Raw genomic sequence first — 18,399 nt, 5'->3', positions numbered from 1 at the left:
CCTGTCTTAAGGTGTTTCCATGGCCGCCCCGGCCTGCCCATTGCGCACTGGACGGCCATTCAAGGCATAGTCGGTCAGCCCCGCTGACAACCAGATCGCAGAGAGCGTGATCCAGGCCGTCACAGCAAATACCGAGGCTCCTGTGATGCCTGCGCCAACAGCGCAACCACCCGCCAGCATGCCGCCAAACCCCATCAGGCCCGCACCCGTTCCGTAGCGCGCCATAGACCGGCCACCTTCAAAACCTTGAAGCTCAAGTTCGCGGGTCAGCAGTGCAGCAACAAAAGAACCTGCAAAAACACCGGGGACCAAACCAATTCCAAAATCGAGTGCCGAATGTGCCGGGGACAAAAACAGCATCAACGTATCAGCAGACGGACCGGTAAAGGTGATGCCTTCAATCTGCACCGGATCGAAGGCCTGACTTGCCACAGACGATGTGAACCACCAGGCCAAAGGTACTGCGAACCCCGCAACGCATGCGGAAAACGCCTGCCAAGGCGCCGTCCTTGCACGGATCGCAATCGCAAGTCCAGCGGCGAACCACAAAAGCGCGAAAGCGATAACTACGGTTTGAGAGAGACCCAAGTGGGCAATCAGATCATTGCCGCCGATATCGGCCGTGGTCCAAAGGCCTGCCAACCATTCACGAAAGGGCTTCAAGATCCCGCGCAGACTGGCTTGTGCGATTACAGCAAACACCAGCCCGGACAAAAGCGCCCGCAAGTTGCCCGTTGCCGAGAGCACCAATAGGCGGCTGGCGCAACCACGCGCCAAAACCATGCCGACACCGAACATGATCCCGCCCAGCGCGGCCCCGGATAGGCTCTGCGGAGATGCCAGCTGCCGCGCTTCCTGGGATTGAACTTCGCCTACTCCGACAAGGAGCTGGGTCCCCAAAAGTGCTGCTGAAAAGGCAAACAGCCAGATCGACAACCGCACGCCAAAAACGCCGTGAGCAAAGTCCAAGGCAGCAGCGCGAAGGCAAAAGCGGCTTTGCTGCGCAAAGCCGCCAAACAAGGCGCCAGCTAAAAAGCCCCCGATGGTTAGAACCCAGGGTTCGGAAAAACGGTCCAGGAAATAGGTCAGATCCATGGCAGTCCGCCGCCTTCACTAACGTGCACCCAATACGATTGCGCCGCCTTTTGTTGTTGTGCATTGACGTTTCTCAAGGAAACATAGATAAATTCATAAATTTGAATATGTGGAGGGAAATTCATGGCTATCACGTCGCCGGATCAATTATCGCGCCGGACGCTGCTCAAAACCGGGTTAGGACTGGGTGTTGCTGCCTTTGCCGGCATTCGGCCATCGTTTGCCATGTCCGACCCTATAAAGCTCGGGGCAAATGAGGTGACAGTCATATCCGACGGCAACCTTAGCCTTCCGATGAATTTCCTTCTTCCGGACCGAAGTGCAGAAGAAATTGAAGCCTTGTTCAAACCGCATGGCCTGCCAACCGATGCGGCCACACCGGATTGCAACATTACCGTTCTGCGCCAGGATGACCGGCTGGTTCTGTTTGATGCAGGCGCAGGAGCCAATTTCCAATCCTCCGCTGGAGAACTTTTGTCCGGTCTGGATGACGCGGGAATTGATCCGGCGGACGTCACCGATGTTGTCTTCACCCACGCTCATCCAGATCATCTGTGGGGCATTCTCGATGACTTCGATGACGTCCTCTATTCAGAGGCCACGTTATGGGTTCCGCAGGCCGAGTGGGATTATTGGCGTGCAGATGACACGCTTGCGAAAACACCTGAGGCCCGCAAGAGCTTTGTTGTCGGGGCACAATCGCGTTTTGAAACCATGGAAGATCAGGTTCAAATGATCAAACCAGGTATGGAAGTGATTCCGGGCGTAGAAGCTGTCGACACATCCGGACACACGCCCGGCCATATGTCTTTTCTGATCCATGGTGGCAGCGAGTCTGTTCTTGTGGTTGGCGATGCGATTACCAACTCCGTGATCTCCTTTGAAAAGCCGGAGTGGAATTCCGGATCAGACCAGGATCCGCAAAAGGGCATTGAAACCCGCAAAGCCCTCCTGGACCGGCTGGCGACCGACCAGAGCCGCTTGATTGGGTTCCACTTGCCCAACATGGGTATCGGCCGTGTGGAGCGTTCAGGAGCTGCTTATCGTTTTGTCGCGGGCTAAAGCTGCGAACCCGCCCCGGTCTTGAGCCGGGGCCTCAAAATGGTACCGGCTCAAGACCGGGACTGCACCAATCCGCACAACTCTGCTGACACTATTCTGCTGGATGCTGATGGCCCGCATCGTGGTTGCGGCGGAAGGCGGCGAGTGCTGAACCTTCAACCAGCCAAGCAAGTCCAACGCGGGCGCCAAAAGCCATCGACAGCATGACGATTGGCGCCGAGATCGCCATCGTTGAGAACCCGGTGATGCCCTGTCCAACAGTACATCCCATCGCAAACACACCGCCGACACCCATCAACGTGCCTCCCAAAATATGACGGCCAAGCTCGCGAGCATCGTCACAGGCTTCCCAGCGGATGTCCCGTTTCCAGAGTGCAGCGATTACAGCACCGATAAGCGTGCCAGCAATCAAACCGACGCCATAGTCCGGCCAAACGCCGGTATACGTGATCAACTGCAATATGCTGTCGCCAACCGGCACGACAAAGGAGCCGGCTTCGATTTGTACCGGCTCGAACGACTGCGCGGCCACAAAAGTCGTCGCCCACCAGCCGAAAGGTATGACCAACCCGATGGCAACAGCCGATGCTATTTTGCCGAAAGCGCCGCGATAGACCTTCGACCGGAACACCCAGCCAAGGCCGAGTCCAATGATCAATAACGCAACCAGCCAGCGCAGGTCCAACCCGGCCCAGCTGGACACAATATCGCCCATGGATTGGCTGCCCGCACTTGCGAAAGTGATGATGTGGTCGTCGACGAGCGGCACTCGGATCAGACCGACGATCCCGCGTTGAGCGGCAAGTGCCGCCAGCCCGATTACAGTCAGCACCACCAGAGCTCGAAGGCTGCCGCCACCCAAACGCAGCACTGCACCAAAACCGCAGGTACCGACCAGGGCCATACCGAGCCCAAACATGGCTCCGCCCAAAATTGCACCTGTCCAGGGGAACCCTGGCTCTAGGTAAAAGGAAGCGGCAGGATTCGCGATACCGAGCGCCACCAGAACCTGCGTACCAATCAAGGCAACCATGGCGGCCAGAACCCAGGTTCGAAGGCCACTGCTGTCGCCGGCATACCAATGCCGCTCTAATGCTGACAGGGTGCAAAAGTGTGTCGCCCGCCCGACAAAACCCAAAGCACATCCGGCGAAAACACCGAACAGCGGCAACATAATCGTCATGTCGAAATCAAGCATGTCAGCTGGCGGCCCGTTCCGGCCCCTTTCCGCGTCTCCTCCAACCGCACACCTGCGGATTGGTCAAAATCTAGCAAGGCAATATCACCACTTCAACGACCGATCATGCTGCAGCGCAATCCGAAAAGCGGTCTCAGCTCTGTAATCTCACCCCTGATCTGACCGCACGTCCCTGCAGAACAGATCATAGAGCGTAGAGATAATCGAGCTGACTTCGTCATCGACCAGACTGTAGAAGATCATCCGCCCTTCCCGGCGGGTTTGAACCAGGCCTTCCAGCCGGAGCCGCGCCAGTTGCTGAGAGACGGCCGCTTGCGGGACGGTGAGAATTTCTTCCAACTCGGACACCGATTTTTCGCCTTCGGACAACAGGCACAAGATCACCAACCGAACTTCGTGAGACAGCGCTTTTAAGAGGTCACTTGCCTTACGCGCTTGTCCCATCAACTGGTCAAAGTCTTCGGTGCTCATATCCTTATTGAAGACTGGCAAATTCATCGAACGGTTCCGGTCCCAACTTCATTAGACGCATATTGCATCGCAGCAGCAGTGATCATTCTGCTTACATGATGCAATAATCTATCTCAATCAACTGCCACTTTTTTCATGTTCTTGCAGTTTGTCGAGCATTTTGCTCAGCATCGGCCAAAAGAAGTGCTCACCGGGATACCCACGCAGGCGCGCCACCTCCTCGCCGTCTTCAACGAGAATAAACGTCGGGGTCAGCGGTTCCTTTTGGACCTTTACCAAATCTTCCGGCCATGGGTCCGTAATATCAACGCGGCGCAAGGGCGCAGTCTTGCCTTCGTCGGTCTTGGGATAAGCAACACCGATTTCCTCGTTCCAGACTTCACACCAAGCACACCCTTGCTGTTCCAGCATGACAAGTTCAGCAGCTTCTGACTTTTCCGAAGCGACTGAAATTCCTAGTACAATCGCAAAGCAGACTACTATCCCGGGAATATTCAAAGCGCGCACTATCATTTCTCCGCGTTTTCTGTCATTGCAATATATATGAGAATTTGAATATTTTAAACCGGACACAAAGCATTTCTGGGAGGACATGTATGCTGGAAGTCTCATTAGGTGCAGCCTTTCTGGCTGGGCTTCTATCTTTTGTCTCCCCGTGCGTGTTGCCCATCGTACCGCCATATCTGTGTTATCTCGCTGGCGTCAGTGTTGACGAGTTAAAAGGCGAAGCGGCCACATCGGATACCGGACGGCGGATTATTCTGGCTGCCATCGCCTTTGTTTTTGGCTTTTCCGTTGTGTTTGTCGCCTTGGGGGCAACGGCCAGCGTCATTGGCCAGTCCATCGCCCGCTACTACGATGTTTTGTCCTATATCGCGGGAACCATCATCATTGTGATGGGCCTACATTTCCTGGGCGTATTCCGGATTGGGCTGTTGTTCCGCGAGGCGCGTGTTCACGTGGAAAGCAAACCTGCCGGACTGGTCGGCGCTTTCATCATGGGACTGGCCTTCGCCTTTGGCTGGACGCCCTGTGTCGGCCCCGTATTAGCCGCAATCCTGTTTGTTGCGGGGTCTTCCGACACTATTTGGAACGGCGCCGGGCTTCTAGCCATATATGCGCTCGGGCTTGGTCTGCCATTTATCCTGGCAGCAGCGTTTGCCAGCCGTTTTCTCGACTGGGCCAGCCGGTTCCGCAAACACATGGGGCTTATTGAAAAAATCATGGGCGGCTTGCTGGTTCTAACCGGCATCCTTTTCATCACCGGCCAAATGTCAGCCATCGCCTTCTGGCTTTTGGAGACATTTCCAGTTTTCTCGAAAATCGGCTGAACATATCCGGGAGGATTTTCTTTATGCGTGCAATTACAAAATCGGTCTTGGCGGCGGCCTTTGTTTTGGCTGGTATTTGTTCCAGCAGTGCCGCGACGGTTGGCGAAGACGGCTTGCACAAGCAGCCGTGGTTCACAGTTACCTTCAAAGACATGGCCGAAGACATCGAAACAGCTGCAGCAGAGGATAAACGCCTGGCTATCGTCTTTGAGCAGCGCGGTTGTATTTATTGCCGGAAAATGCATGAAACAATCCTGAGCGATCCGGAAGTGGCCGACTACATCAAGGCCAATTTCATGGTCGTCCAATACAACATGTTCGGCGACGAAGAGGTCATTGATCTGAATGGTGATGAACTCACCGAAAAGACCGCCGCCCGCAAATGGGGCTACGTTTTCACACCCACAATTGTCTTTTTGCCCGAGACTGCTCCGGAAGATGGAACAACAGCAGAATCGGCAGTCGCGACCATGCCAGGCTCCTTCGGCAAGTGGACTTTTTTGAATATGTTCCGCTGGGTGAAAGAAAAAGGCTATGAAAGCGACGAGCACTTTCAGAAGTATCATGCCCGTATTATCAATGAGTTACGGGAACAAGGCCGCCTTTCGGAAAACTGAGAACACAGAAAATCGGGTCTTCGCAAAAAGGCCTATTGCATAATATATGCAAAAAATCATATCTTTTAATGTGAGGAGGACAGGTGAACTGGAAACACTGGTTCACCATGGGTGCGGTGGAGCGTACCCACACTGAGGAGGAAAGCCAATAACATGACCCAGGGCGCAAGAATTTGGGGCGCTGCTTTTGCAATCTGCTTGGCCGGAACGATTTCCGCAAGCCCATTGCACGCAGAAACAGTTGCCCCGACTGATGTCAACATTGTCGACATGGAAGCCAAAACATCGCTGACCGGAAAACCGGGTGATCCGGTTGCGGGACGCGAAACTTTCGCCAACCGGAAGAAAGGCAATTGCCTTGCCTGCCACGTGAATGCAGATCTTGGCGAGTTGCTGTTCCACGGCGAAGTCGGCCCGGAACTAAATGGCGTCGCCGACCGTTGGAGCACTGAAGAGCTGCGCGCGATCGTTGTCGACAGCAAACAGGTCTTTGGCGACCACACCATCATGCCAGGTTTTTACACCACATCCCTAGGCGACCGTATTGCGGAAAAATTCACCGGTAAGACGATCCTTTCGGCTCAGGAAGTCGAAGATGTGGTCGCCTACCTGCTGACCCTTAAAGAGAACTGATCTCCGGATTGAAGGAGCAAAAAATGACACTCACACGACGCCAGGCCCTCGGCCTGACCGCAGGAACGGCGGCCTTTCTGGCACTAAGCCCGCGCCTCACCTTTGCGGCGACCTCTGACACGGAAGCTGCCATCAAGGCGTTCACCGGCGGAGCCTCCCCGACTGCAGGAACAGTGTCCCTCGACACGCCTGAAATCGCGGAAAACGGCAACACCGTTCCGGTCGGCGTTTCTGTCGACAGCCCGATGACATCTGACAACTATGTGGCTTCGGTTCTGATCCTGGCCGATGGCAACCCGAACCCGGCTGTTGCTACGTTCCACTTCTCTGCAATGAGCGGAGCTGCAGAAGCTAAAACCCGAATCCGGTTGGCCAAGACGCAGAACGTCATTGCAGTCGCAAAAATGAGCGACGGATCAACCTTCATGGACACCAAAGAAGTCAAGGTCACCATTGGCGGCTGCGGCGGCTAACTGACGAAGACCGGACAAGAGGAAACGCAACATGGCATCCCCAAAACCCCGCGTAAAAGTGCCCAAGAAGGCCGACAAGGGTGAAGTCATCACCATCAAGACGCTGATCAGCCACCCGATGGAATCGGGCCAGCGCAAGGATAAAAAAACCGGCGAGCTGATCCCGCGCAAAATCATCAACAAGTTCACCTGTGAGTTCGAAGGTCAGGTGGTCTTTTCTTGTGACCTCGACCCCGCAGTGTCGGCCAACCCGTATCTGCAGTTCAGCGCCAAGGTCGACAACAGCGGAACTTTCAAGTTCACGTGGGTCGATGACGACGGCAGCGTCTATGAGACCGAAAAGAAAATCAAGGTTGAGTAGTGTCTGCGGACAATCAGGTCGCACAAATCGGGAGGAGACGATTTGACCATGACGAATTACACCGGACGGACGACCGCAGTTGCCCTTGCAACTGGTTTGGTCTTGTCACTTGCAGCCGTTCCATCAATCGCAGATGAAAACGCTGAATTGAGTATTGAAGGCGAAAAGATCGTAACCAAAGTCGCGGCACCGGAGGGCCATCCGCTGGATGAAATCCTGTCGGGCTGGCGCTTTCGGTCTGATGAAACCCAAGCTTTGCAAACGGATGACTTTGACAATCCGGCATTCACCTCTGTCGACTATGGCGCCGAACTTTGGGAAGAAGAAGCAGGGACTTCCGGCAAGTCTTGCGCGTCTTGCCATGGCGATGCCTCGGAAAGCATGAAAGGCCTGCGCGCCTCCATGCCAAAGTGGCATGACGGTGAAGAAACTCTGATGACGCTCGAAGACCACATCAACTGGTCCAGAAAAGAACATCAGGGCGCCGATCCATGGAAATGGGAAAGCGCTGAAATGCTGGCGATGACCGCCTTTATCGGCCTGCAGTCCCGCGGCATGCCGGTCAACGTAAAAGTCGACGGGCCAGCTGAAGAGTGGTTCAACAAGGGCAAGGAGCTTTATTACACCCGCGTTGGACAGCTCGACATGTCCTGTTCGAATTGCCACGAAGACAACTACGGCAACATGATCCGGGCCGACCATTTGAGCCAGGGCCAGATCAACGGCTTTCCGACATACCGTCTGAAGTGGCAGGGACTTGGTTCGATGCACCGCCGGTTCAAGGGCTGCATGAAAAACATCCGGGCCACTCCGTTCAAACCGGGCGGGGATGAATTCACCTCACTAGAATTGTATCTGGCCTGGCGCGGGTCCGGCTTATCGGTCGAAACACCAGCTGTCCGCCAGTAATTATACACTGAGAAATGGGCGCGGCGGCTCACTGCCGCTCCCAACAAAACAAGCCGGTTTCCGGCAAACTGAACAAACCGACACCGATCTATAGAGTGATTCAGGTGCATGGGGTTTCATGCGCCAACAGATAAACTATGCCATTCGCCATTGGCTTTTTGGAGGCCTAAGCCTCCGCTGATTTTGGGAGTTAAGTGAATGTTTTCAAGACGCGAGTTCTTGATGGCGGCGACAGCCACCAGTGCCTTGATCGGCTCTGGCATGGCCGGGTCCTGGTCAAAGCTGATGGCGCAACAGTCTTTGAGCGAAGACCAGCTGCTGGCGATGGAACCAACCGGGTCTCTGACCTTGATCCACATCACAGACATTCACGCCCAGCTGAAACCAATTTATTTCCGCGAGCCCTCCATCAACCTCGGCATTGGCGACGTCACAGGCAAACCTCCCCATGTGACCGGCGCCGACTTTCTAAAGCTTTACAACATCGAAGCTGGTTCTCCGGACGCCTATGCGCTGACCTCAGAAGACTTTGCAGCGTTGGCCAAGTCCTACGGCAAGATGGGCGGCATGGACCGGATCGCCACCGTTATCAAGCGTATCCGGGCTGAACGCGGAGCGGACAATGTGCTGCTGCTCGACGGCGGCGACACCTGGCAAGGCAGCTACACCTCCAACATGACCCTTGGCCAGGACATGATCACTGTCATGAATTCTTTCGAGCCGGACGCGATGACCGGCCATTGGGAGTTCACTTACGGCACCGACCGTGTCCAGGAAATCATTGACGAACTCCCCTTCTCCTTCCTTGGCTCCAACATCTACGACAATGAGTGGGATGAACCCGCTTTTGAAGCCTGGAAAATGTTTGAACGCGGCGGCTCCAAGATCGCGGTTATCGGCCAGGCTTTCCCTTACACTCCCATCGCCAATCCACGCTGGATGATCCCGGGCTGGTCATTTGGTATCCGTGAAGACGACATCGCAAAACATGTCGAAGAAGCCCGCAGCGAAGGTGCCGAAGTCGTTGTCCTCCTCTCTCACAACGGCTTTGACGTCGATCGTAAACTGGCCTCCAGGGTCAGCGGCATTGACGTGATCCTGACGGGTCATACGCACGATGCCTTGCCGGAGCCGGTCATTGTTGACGGCACGCTGGTGATCGCCTCAGGCTCAAATGGCAAGTTCGTCTCCCGGGTCGACCTTGATGTGAAAGACGGCAAGGTGGCCGGATATGGTTACCGGCTGATCCCGATCTTCTCCGATGTAATCACCCCGGACGCCGATATGGCGGCCCTGATTGACGAAGTCCGCGCCCCCTATGAAGCCGATCTTTCCCGGGTTCTGGGCAAAACGGAAAGCCTCCTCTACCGGCGTGGCAACTTCAACGGCACCTTCGACGATCTGATCTGTCAGGCTCTGTTGGAAGAGCGCGACGCTCAAATCGCTCTCTCACCCGGCTTCCGGTGGGGGACCAGCGTGCTTCCTGGCCAGGACATCACACTGGAAGACCTCCACAACGCCTGCGCCATGACCTATCCGGCCGCTTATCGCTCCACCATGAGCGGCCAGATGGTGAAGGACATCCTGGAGGACGTCGGCGATAACCTCTTCAACAAAGACCCCTATTACCAGCAAGGCGGCGACATGGTTCGTGTCGGCGGCATGGGCTACACCATCGATCCCAATAAGGAGATCGGCGAGCGCATCTCCGAAATGACCTTGCTGGCCACCGGCGAGGCCATTGATCCGGCCAAGGATTACGTTGTTGCCGGTTGGGCATCCGTGAACGAAGACACCGAAGGTCCCGCCATCTGGGACGTCGTTGAAACCCACATCTCCAAGAACCCAGTCGTCAAGTTGCCGGACAACCAGTCCGTCAAACTTGCCGGCTGATCGTGACGAATACGCTTGAGGACACCCTTGAGGACAACATCATGAGTGATACCAAGGTTTCCAAATCACCCGATCTTTCCCGCCGGTCCCTGCTCAAGGCAGGTCTTGCGGCAGGTGCTGTTGCCGGATCAGCAGGCGCCGCCCGCGCAGGCGGCGATCCGCTGATCACCGAAATTCAAGACTGGAACCGCTACCTGGGCGATGGCGTTGATGCTGCGCCCTATGGCCTGCCATCAGAGTTCGAGGCCGACGTTGTCCGGCGCAACGTTCCCTGGCTGACTGCCGATGCGGTTGCCTCGATCAACTTCACGCCTCTGCACGAGCTCGACGGCATCATCACACCGAATGGTCTGTGTTTTGAACGTCATCATGGCGGTGTGGCTCAAATCCGGCCACAGGATCACCGGTTGATGATCAACGGCCTGGTCGACACGCCGCTCGTCTTCACCATGGAAGACCTGAAACGCTTCCCGCGCGAGAACCATGTCTATTTCCTGGAGTGCGCAGCCAACGGCGGCATGGAGTGGCGGGGCGCCCAATTGAACGGCTGCCAATTCACCCACGGCATGGTGCACAACGTCATGTACACCGGTGTGAAACTCAAGACGCTTCTCGAAGAAGCCGGTGTCAAAACCAATGGCAAGTGGGTCTTGCCGGAAGGAGCTGATGCCTCCCATATGACCCGCTCCATCCCGATGGAAAAGGCACTGGATGACTGTCTTGTAGCCTGGAAAATGAACGGTGAGGCCTTGCGCCCCGAGCAAGGGTATCCGCTGCGTCTTGTCGTTCCCGGCTGGGAAGGCAACATGTGGGTCAAATGGCTCCGCCGTTTAGAAGTCGGCGACCAGCCTTGGCACCACCGCGAAGAGACGTCCAAATACACAGACCTTCTGGAAACCGGCAAGGCCCGCCGCTTTACCTGGGTCATGGATCCGAAATCAGTCATCACCAGCCCGAGCCCGCAAATGCCGATCGCACATGGCAAGGGCCCGATGGTGATCTCAGGTCTTGCCTGGTCCGGCAATGGGCGCATCACCCGTGTTGATGTTTCGCTGGACGGTGGCCGCAATTGGAAAACAGCGCGCATTGACGGACCAAGCCTGTCGAAGTCGCTGCACCGCTTTTATCTCGACATTGAATGGGACGGCTCGGACATGCTGCTGCAATCGCGTGCCATGGACGAACACGGCTTTTATCAGCCCACCAAAAACGAACTGCGGATCTCCCGTGGTGAAAACTCGATCTACCACAACAACGGCATCCAGACCTGGCATGTCAAAGCAGACGGGAGCGTTGAAAATGTCGAAGTTGCTTAAAACGCTCGCACTCGGTTCAGCTCTGGTCGTTTATCCGGCAATGGTCTCAACAGCAATCGCCGGGGACGTTGCCAAGGGCGAAAAGGTCTTCAAAAAATGCAAGGCCTGTCACGCGGTTGGTGAGAAGGCAAAGAACAAAGTCGGCCCACATCTGAACGATTTGTTTGGACGGACGGCCGGTGGCATTGATGGCTACAAGTACTCGAAAGCCATGATCAAGGCAGGACAAGAGGGCCTTTTCTGGGATGCTGCAACAGTTGGCACCTACCTGGAAAAGCCAAAAGGCATGATCAAAGGCACCAAGATGGCCTTTGCAGGTCTGCGCAAGGAAGCCGATGTCGCAAACATTATTGCCTATCTGGAAACCTTTTCTACCGCAGTTCCGGCCGCCAGTGATGCAGCCGCAGCACCCGAGGCGACAGAGACCTCCGCAGAAACCAAAACCACAAGCGCAGAGCCCGTTGCAACTCCGGTCTCCAACACGCGTGAAGGCGGTGTTTTCGGTCTTGGACGTGTGGCAACGGAAGCGGAAATTGCAGCTTGGGACATTGACGTCCGCCCCGATGGACAAGGCCTGCCGGTTGGCTCAGGAACAGTGGCCGATGGCGAGGTCTTGTTCACTGAAAAATGCGCCAGCTGTCATGGCGACTTTGGTGAAGGCGTGGACCGTTGGCCTGTTTTGGCCGGTGGCCATGACACCTTAACTGAGGAACGCCCCGAAAAAACAATCGGCTCCTACTGGCCGTATTTGTCGACTGTTTATGATTATGTGCGCCGCGCCATGCCTTTTGGCGACGCCCGGTCGTTGTCGGATGATGATGTCTACGCCATCACCGCCTACCTCCTCTACCTGAACGATCAGGTTGACGATGAGGAATTCGAACTGTCAGATAAGAATTTCCTGGACATCCGTTTGCCAAATGAGGCGAACTTCATTGCAGATGACCGCTATGAGGAGCCACATTACGCGGAAAAGGCAGAGCCATGCATGACGGATTGTGTGGCTAACGAAGTGAAGGTCACCATGCGCGCCCGGATATTGGACGTGACCCCAGATTCGGACGAAGGTGACAACGCCGGCGCTGGTGCCGTCGACTGACCCAACCGGTTTGCGGGAGGAACCCGGTATGGACAGAGACTTGGAAAAGACACCTGGACGCGACGGCAGGTCCAAAATAAAACACCTGCCCTTGCCCGCATGGCTGGCTTTTGTTGCCATTGTCTTCATACAGCAAAACCCCGCAGCCCTTGCTGCGGAGGGCGATCCAGACAAGGGAGAAAAACTTTTCAGGGCCTGTGTGTCCTGCCATGAAGTTGGCCCCAATGCGCGGAACGGTGTGGGGCCCCATCTTGATGGATTGTTTGAACGGTCAGCCGGATCTTTGGAGGGGTTCAAATACTCCAGCGCGATGAAGAAGCAAGGCCAAGAAGGTTTGGTCTGGAACGAGACAACATTAGATCTCTATTTGAAAAAACCGCGCGACTATGTCCCTGGCACCCGAATGTCCTACCGCGGCATGAGAAATCCGGAAGACCGGACCCACATCATCGCTTATCTTCAGGAATTGTCACAGGCTGAACCAGCCGCCAACGGTCAGGAACCAAAAAGCCGGGCTGAGATGGGTGCCGTTGCCATGCAGATTGACGGCGACCCGGACTATGGCGAGTATCTATCAAGTGAATGTGTAACCTGCCACCAAGTCTCCGGGCGCGCCGACGGCATTCCGTCTATCATCGGCTGGCCGAAGAAACCTTTCATCCGGGCCTTGTTTGAATACAAGACCAACATCCGAAGTCACCAAGTCATGCAGAACATGACAGTTAATCTCGGCAACGAGGAAATCGCAGCTTTGGCCGCCTATTTCGGGACGATTGATCCGCAATAGGTCTCCGCCAGATTGCCTGGGTCAGGCTGCACATCTGGGAGGAAATGACATGCCAAATCTATCACGCCGCAGCTTTGGAGCTCTCGTGGGCGCCGGGGCGACGTCACTGGCCCTGCCCTATTATGCCCGCGCGCAAGGCAAACCCAAAGCCGTTGTAATCGGCGGTGGCGCGGGTGGTGCAACGGCCGCCCGGTATATGGCCAAGGATGCGGGTGAAGATCTCGATGTGACGCTTATTGAAGCCAACCCCGCATATACGACCTGTTTCTTTTCCAATCTTTATCTCGGCGGTTTCCGCACCTTTGAATCGATCACGCACAGCTACGATACACTCGCCTCCAACTACGGCATCACCGTCGTCAATGGTATGGCCGACGCGGTCGACCGGGACGCAAAAATGGTCGTGATGGCCGATGGCTCCAAGGTGCCTTATGACCGGCTGATCATCGCACCGGGAATTGATCTCATTTACGACAGTGTCCCGGGATATTCTGAAGACGCGGCTGAGATCATGCCGCATTCCTGGAAAGCTGGACCGCAGACCCAACTCCTGAAAGCCAAACTCGATGCGATCGAAAACGGCCAGCAGATCGTCATGGTCACGCCGCCCAATCCCTACCGCTGTCCTCCTGGCCCCTATGAGCGGGTGTCCATGATGGCCCATATCCTGAAGGAAAAAGGTTTTAACGACAGCAAGATCACGATCATTGATCCGAAACCGAAATTTTCCAAACAGGCGCTTTTCCAGGAAGGCTGGGAGAAGCATTATCCCGGCATGATCGAATGGTATGGCCCGGATGTGCATGGCGGCATCGTCAAGGTCGACCCATCAACGGGAGAAGTGGAAACGGATTTCGACACATTTAAAGGCGATCTGGTGAATGTCATCCCGGCCCAGAAAGCCGGCATGATCGCCGCTAAAACGGCCCTCACCAATGAAAGTGGGTTCTGTCCAATCGATCCAAAATCGATGCGCTCGCAAGCGGATGCGAACATCTTCGTCATTGGCGATGCCTCAATCGCCGGTGACATGCCGAAGTCTGGTTTCTCGGCCAACAGTCAGGCGAAGGTTGCCGCGATGGCGATCCGTGGGGATCTCACCGGCTCGAAAGTCTTCCCTGCGAAATACTCCAACACTTGCTGGAGCCTCATTGAAACCAATGACGGTGTGAAAGTTGGTGCACAATATGCGCCGTCGCCTGAAAAAATCGCGTCGACATCAAAGTTCATCAGCCAGACTGGCGAAGACGCAGCAATGCGCCAAGCCACTTACGAAGAATCCGTTGGCTGGTATAAAGGCATTACCACCGACATCTTCGGCGCCTGATACCCACCGTCAGCGGCTGCCGAGGCAGCCGCTGACGGTTTCGTTTTTTTTGCGTTTAATATACATTTAACTTCACATTCCCGGCAGATAATGCAAAGAATTTGGTCCAACCTCCGGTGATACCGGCCTACACTCAGCATCGAAACATCTGCTTCTTGCCTTAAGCTGCCTCCCTGCAGTTTGACCAGAAGTGCTGCCTAAAAGGGACACCCCATGACTTGGACCGCATCACCTGACCGATACCACTCAATGGAATATCGCCGCTGCGGTAAATCGGGATTGAAACTGCCTGTGATCTCCCTCGGCCTCTGGCACAATTTCGGCGATGACACACCGCATCAGCGCAAGCAGGAAATTGCCCGAACAGCTTTTGACCTCGGCATCACGCATTTTGATCTTGCCAACAACTACGGACCGAAAAAAGGCGCTGCGGAAAGCGCCTTTGGCGAGCTGCTGAGAACAGATTTTGCGCCCTACCGGGATGAGATGATCATTTCGTCCAAAGCCGGTTATGACATGTGGCCAGGCCCCTATGGCGAGTGGGGCAGCCGGAAATACCTGATTGCCTCTTGCGATCAATCACTCAAACGCTTGGGCCTCGACTACGTCGATATCTTTTATTCCCACCGCTTCGATCCGGAAACGCCGCTGGAAGAAACCATGATGGCGCTCGATCACATCGTCCGCTCCGGTCGGGCGCTTTATGTCGGCATTTCCTCATACAATGCAAAGCGCACGCGGGAGGCGGCCGCGATCCTGAAGGACCTCGGAACACCCTGCCTGATCCATCAGCCGAGTTATTCGATGATCAACCGCTGGGTGGAAGACGACGGCCTGCTTGATACGTTGGATGAACACGGGATCGGCTCCATCGCGTTCTCACCACTGGCCCAGGGTATGCTGACCAGCAAATACCTAAAAGACATTCCGGAAGGCAGCCGCGCGACTCAAGGCAAATCCTTGCAAGAACAATTCCTGAGTGAAGAGAACCTGAAAATGGTCCGGTCACTCAATGCGATCGCCGAACGGCGCGATCAAACGCTGGCTCAAATGGCCCTTGCCTGGGTGCTGCGCCATGGCCGCGTGACCACCGCCCTGATCGGCGCGAGCCGGGCGGCCCAGGTCATCGATTGTGTGGGCGCGATCAACAATCTCGACTTCAGCGATGCTGAACTTGCAGAAATCGACGCAACTGCCAAGGACGCCAACATCAACCTTTGGGCTGCGTCTTCTGAGCGCGAAGGCCCCTCGCGAAAGAAATAATGCAACGTCGGGCAGCAAGGAAACTTGCATCTCATATTGTCATCCCAGCGAAGGTTGGGATCCAGTAATCTCATGAGAAAACTGTCTTTTCAGGACCAACGACGCAGAATACTGGATCCCGGTCTTGGCGTTTACACGCCAAACCGGGACGGCAATTCAGGGTCAGGTGGTTTGTCGGTTTGCCTCAACGCGCCAAATACGGCCACTGAATGTTCTCAATAAAGCCAGCGCGGCAGCCAGGTTGCGATGACCGGGAACATCCAAAGGATCGCAACGGCCGCAATCTGCAAACCAATAAACGGCACGACACCTCGGTAAATCTGGCCCGTGGTGATTTCCTTTGGCGCCGCCCCCCTCAGATAAAACAGCGAGAAACCAAAAGGCGGCGTCAAGAACGAGGTCTGCAGATTGATCGCGATCAGCACTGTCAGCCAGATCGGATCGATGCCCATCAGGATGAGCGGCGGGATCAGGACGGGCAGCAAGATCACCGAGATCTCGACGAAGTCCAGGAAAAATCCGAGCACAAAGACAAACAGCATTGCGAAAATCAGAGCACCTGTTGGTCCACCGGGCATTTCCTGCAAGAGCTCATGGACCCGCTCCTCTCCCCCAAGACCGACAAACACCAAGCTGAAGAAACTTGCCATCAGGATTGTCGCAAAGATCATTGAGGTCACGGTCAGGGTCGACAAGAGAGATGACTTCAACAGGCCGTCCGTAAAAGCCGCTTTCAGAATCTTTAGAACCACACCAACGGAAAACAGCGCGAGACCGGCATAGATCGCAGCAAGAATATACCCGCCAAACGTCACATCGGATCTCTGCAAACGTACCGGAAAAACCGCCGCGGCGACAGCAAGGATCAACAAGGCAACCGTGGCCAGAATGATAAGCTTGGCAGGAACTCCAAGCCGCCGCCCCGCGAGCAGGATTGCTCCGATGGCGCCGACTGACGCAGCTTCATTCGGCGAGGCCACGCCGCCGAGAATCGAGCCCAGGACCGCGATGATCAAAAGAATTGGCGGAACGATGGCCGAGGTGATTTCCTTGAAATCCGGTTTCTCAACGCTCTCCGTCATCGCTGGGGCATCGGAGGGAAACAGTTTCGCCCGGGCGATGATATAGACGCAGTAGACAGCCACCAGCAACAGACCCGGCACCATCGCTGCAGCGAAGGTCTGGCCGACCGAGATGGTCTCGATCGTAAATTTGCCTTGAGCGTATTGCGCCTGCTGAAAGGCGTTCGACATCACGTCAGCCAGAATAATCAGCAGGGTCGATGGCGGAATGATCTGCCCCAAAGTTCCGGCCGTGCAAACCATGCCGGACGCCAGTTTTGGATCATAGCCATTGCGCAGCATGGTCGGCAGGGCGATCAGCCCCATCGCAACAACCGTGGCTCCAACGATCCCGGTGGAGGCGGCTAAAAGAGCGCCGACCAACACCACAGAAACACCGAGTCCGCCATTCATCTTGCCGAACAGCCGGCCCATGGTTTCGAGAAGCTCTTCAGCAATCCGGCTCTTTTCAAGGATCACGCCCATCAGCACAAACAGCGGAATGGCCGTCAGCACCGGATTGGTGAGTACACCAAAGAACCGTTGTCCCATGGCGCCCATCAGCTGAATGTTGAATTCGCCCAAGCCCCAGCCAAGCAGCGCAAATCCAGTGGCGACGCCTGCAATTGTGAAAGCAACGGGATAACCCAGCAGAATAAAGGCGATCAACGCGCCGAACATTATCAGGTCAAGCGGCAGGCTCATGCGGGCGTATCTTTCAAGCGGGCGATATCACGGATCAAAGCTGCTGCTCCTTGCACCAGGAGAAGCACGCAATAGGCGGGAATGAGAGTTTTCAAAAGGAAAGACGCAGGGATTCCGCCAACCGAAATCGGTCCTTCCAAGATGGCCCAGCTGCCGCGGACAGTGGGCCAGGAGAACCACAAAAGGACCAACAGAGCCGGTGTCAGCAGGAACAGATGCCCAAAGACATCGATCCAGGCCTGAGCCCTCTCACTTGCCTTTGCATAAAAGATATCGACCCGGACATGGGCGTTTACGAGAAACGTATACCCGGCTCCGATCATGAAAATCGCGGCATGAAAATATAGCACGCCTTCATCGAGGAAAATGAAGCTGTAGCCGAAGACATAACGCAGGAGAACGATCACGAATTGCAACAGCAACATGCCAAGCGCCGCCCAGCACAGCGTATTGCCTATTACCAAATTGACGCGCTCCAACACGTCCGCAAGTCTTGCCATCGCGGTCTTCCTGTTCCCGGCGAATTCTCATTTGGTCATTGCCGGACTTGATCCGGCATTCCGCACCCCGGCATGACAGCGCATTCGCCCGTGGTAAGGAAAACGGAATGGCTCCCATGGTCAAGCCATGGGATGACGGTCTAAGTATTGACGTTCCATTCAGTATGACATCTTGGCCAAGTGGAACACGATCCGGAACCGGAAAACCCCAAGCACTTTGAAAATGCAGCAGCTCCCCGATCCCGGATCGCACCAAATTCGTCCGGGATGACTTCGTTGATTGGTCATCCCGGATTGA

Annotated in this window: 19 protein-coding genes; 13 read left to right on the top strand and 6 right to left on the bottom strand. The window is 55.5% G+C overall.

Annotated elements, in window-relative coordinates; translation table 11 throughout:
* Positions 1 to 6 precede the first annotated feature (6 nt).
* Complete coding sequence (locus FJ695_RS08835) at positions 7 to 1,095, bottom strand: YeeE/YedE family protein (protein ID WP_141185097.1); 1,089 nt, start codon at positions 1,093 to 1,095, stop codon at positions 7 to 9.
* Positions 1,096 to 1,218: 123 nt separating this feature from the next.
* On the opposite strand from FJ695_RS08835, the gene FJ695_RS08830 reads away from it, so the two are divergent.
* Complete coding sequence (locus FJ695_RS08830) at positions 1,219 to 2,157, top strand: MBL fold metallo-hydrolase (RefSeq protein ID WP_141185096.1); 939 nt, start codon at positions 1,219 to 1,221, stop codon at positions 2,155 to 2,157.
* 91 nt (positions 2,158 to 2,248) lie between these two features.
* On the opposite strand, the gene FJ695_RS08825 is transcribed toward FJ695_RS08830, so the two are convergent.
* The 3 genes from FJ695_RS08825 to FJ695_RS08815 all read right to left on the bottom strand — a co-directional run bounded on the left by FJ695_RS08825 (position 2,249) and on the right by FJ695_RS08815 (position 4,339).
* Complete coding sequence (locus tag FJ695_RS08825) at positions 2,249 to 3,340, bottom strand: YeeE/YedE family protein (RefSeq protein WP_209010980.1); 1,092 nt, start codon at positions 3,338 to 3,340, stop codon at positions 2,249 to 2,251.
* A gap of 162 nt (positions 3,341 to 3,502) precedes the next feature.
* Positions 3,503 to 3,853, bottom strand: a complete 351-nt coding sequence (locus FJ695_RS08820) for a helix-turn-helix transcriptional regulator (protein ID WP_141185094.1) — start codon at positions 3,851 to 3,853, stop codon at positions 3,503 to 3,505.
* A 90-nt stretch (positions 3,854 to 3,943) separates the two neighbouring features.
* Positions 3,944 to 4,339, bottom strand: coding sequence for a transcriptional regulator (locus FJ695_RS08815; protein WP_371708980.1), 396 nt, complete (start codon positions 4,337 to 4,339; stop codon positions 3,944 to 3,946).
* An 83-nt stretch (positions 4,340 to 4,422) separates the two neighbouring features.
* Between FJ695_RS08815 and FJ695_RS08810 the strand changes: the two genes are divergently transcribed.
* From FJ695_RS08810 to mgrA, 12 genes are all read left to right on the top strand, one after another.
* Positions 4,423 to 5,157, top strand: a complete 735-nt coding sequence (locus FJ695_RS08810; protein WP_141185093.1) for a cytochrome c biogenesis CcdA family protein — start codon at positions 4,423 to 4,425, stop codon at positions 5,155 to 5,157.
* A gap of 23 nt (positions 5,158 to 5,180) precedes the next feature.
* On the top strand, positions 5,181 to 5,774 hold the full coding sequence (locus FJ695_RS08805) for a thioredoxin family protein (protein WP_141185092.1): 594 nt from the start codon (positions 5,181 to 5,183) through the stop codon (positions 5,772 to 5,774).
* A gap of 153 nt (positions 5,775 to 5,927) precedes the next feature.
* A complete protein-coding gene (gene soxX / locus FJ695_RS08800; RefSeq protein WP_141185091.1) occupies positions 5,928 to 6,407 on the top strand; it encodes a sulfur oxidation c-type cytochrome SoxX in 480 nt (159 codons plus the stop codon).
* Between the two features lie 23 nt (positions 6,408 to 6,430).
* Positions 6,431 to 6,880 carry a thiosulfate oxidation carrier protein SoxY gene (gene soxY, locus FJ695_RS08795; RefSeq protein WP_141185090.1) on the top strand — a complete coding sequence of 150 codons (450 nt, stop codon included), beginning with the start codon at positions 6,431 to 6,433 and terminating at the stop codon, positions 6,878 to 6,880.
* Between the two features lie 31 nt (positions 6,881 to 6,911).
* Positions 6,912 to 7,241, top strand: coding sequence for a thiosulfate oxidation carrier complex protein SoxZ (soxZ, locus tag FJ695_RS08790; protein ID WP_141185089.1), 330 nt, complete (start codon positions 6,912 to 6,914; stop codon positions 7,239 to 7,241).
* A gap of 48 nt (positions 7,242 to 7,289) precedes the next feature.
* Positions 7,290 to 8,150 (top strand): sulfur oxidation c-type cytochrome SoxA, encoded by an 861-nt coding sequence (gene soxA / locus FJ695_RS08785; protein ID WP_141185088.1) that lies wholly within the window; start codon positions 7,290 to 7,292, stop codon positions 8,148 to 8,150.
* Positions 8,151 to 8,348: 198 nt separating this feature from the next.
* Positions 8,349 to 10,043, top strand: coding sequence for a thiosulfohydrolase SoxB (gene soxB, locus FJ695_RS08780; RefSeq protein WP_141185087.1), 1,695 nt, complete (start codon positions 8,349 to 8,351; stop codon positions 10,041 to 10,043).
* Between the two features lie 41 nt (positions 10,044 to 10,084).
* On the top strand, positions 10,085 to 11,359 hold the full coding sequence (gene soxC, locus FJ695_RS08775; RefSeq protein ID WP_141185086.1) for a sulfite dehydrogenase: 1,275 nt from the start codon (positions 10,085 to 10,087) through the stop codon (positions 11,357 to 11,359).
* On the top strand, positions 11,343 to 12,458 hold the full coding sequence (locus FJ695_RS08770; protein WP_141185085.1) for a c-type cytochrome: 1,116 nt from the start codon (positions 11,343 to 11,345) through the stop codon (positions 12,456 to 12,458). Before soxC ends, FJ695_RS08770 begins: the two co-directional genes overlap by 17 nt.
* A gap of 28 nt (positions 12,459 to 12,486) precedes the next feature.
* On the top strand, positions 12,487 to 13,245 hold the full coding sequence (locus FJ695_RS08765) for a c-type cytochrome (protein WP_141185084.1): 759 nt from the start codon (positions 12,487 to 12,489) through the stop codon (positions 13,243 to 13,245).
* Between the two features lie 49 nt (positions 13,246 to 13,294).
* A complete protein-coding gene (locus FJ695_RS08760; protein ID WP_141185083.1) occupies positions 13,295 to 14,572 on the top strand; it encodes an NAD(P)/FAD-dependent oxidoreductase in 1,278 nt (425 codons plus the stop codon).
* A gap of 213 nt (positions 14,573 to 14,785) precedes the next feature.
* Complete coding sequence (mgrA, locus tag FJ695_RS08755) at positions 14,786 to 15,835, top strand: L-glyceraldehyde 3-phosphate reductase (protein WP_141185082.1); 1,050 nt, start codon at positions 14,786 to 14,788, stop codon at positions 15,833 to 15,835.
* 215 nt (positions 15,836 to 16,050) lie between these two features.
* On the opposite strand, the gene FJ695_RS08750 is transcribed toward mgrA, so the two are convergent.
* Together FJ695_RS08750 and FJ695_RS08745 are read right to left on the bottom strand one after the other, a co-directional pair.
* Positions 16,051 to 17,601 carry a TRAP transporter large permease subunit gene (locus FJ695_RS08750; protein ID WP_141185081.1) on the bottom strand — a complete coding sequence of 517 codons (1,551 nt, stop codon included), beginning with the start codon at positions 17,599 to 17,601 and terminating at the stop codon, positions 16,051 to 16,053.
* Positions 17,598 to 18,101 carry a TRAP transporter small permease subunit gene (locus FJ695_RS08745; RefSeq protein WP_141185080.1) on the bottom strand — a complete coding sequence of 168 codons (504 nt, stop codon included), beginning with the start codon at positions 18,099 to 18,101 and terminating at the stop codon, positions 17,598 to 17,600. The genes FJ695_RS08750 and FJ695_RS08745 overlap by 4 nt, the downstream gene beginning before the upstream one ends.
* Between the last annotated feature and the right edge of the window lie 298 nt (positions 18,102 to 18,399).

This window comes from Labrenzia sp. PHM005, from assembly GCF_006517275.1.
GTDB lineage: Bacteria > Pseudomonadota > Alphaproteobacteria > Rhizobiales > Stappiaceae > Roseibium.
This window is presented reverse-complemented; position numbering and strand designations above follow the sequence as displayed.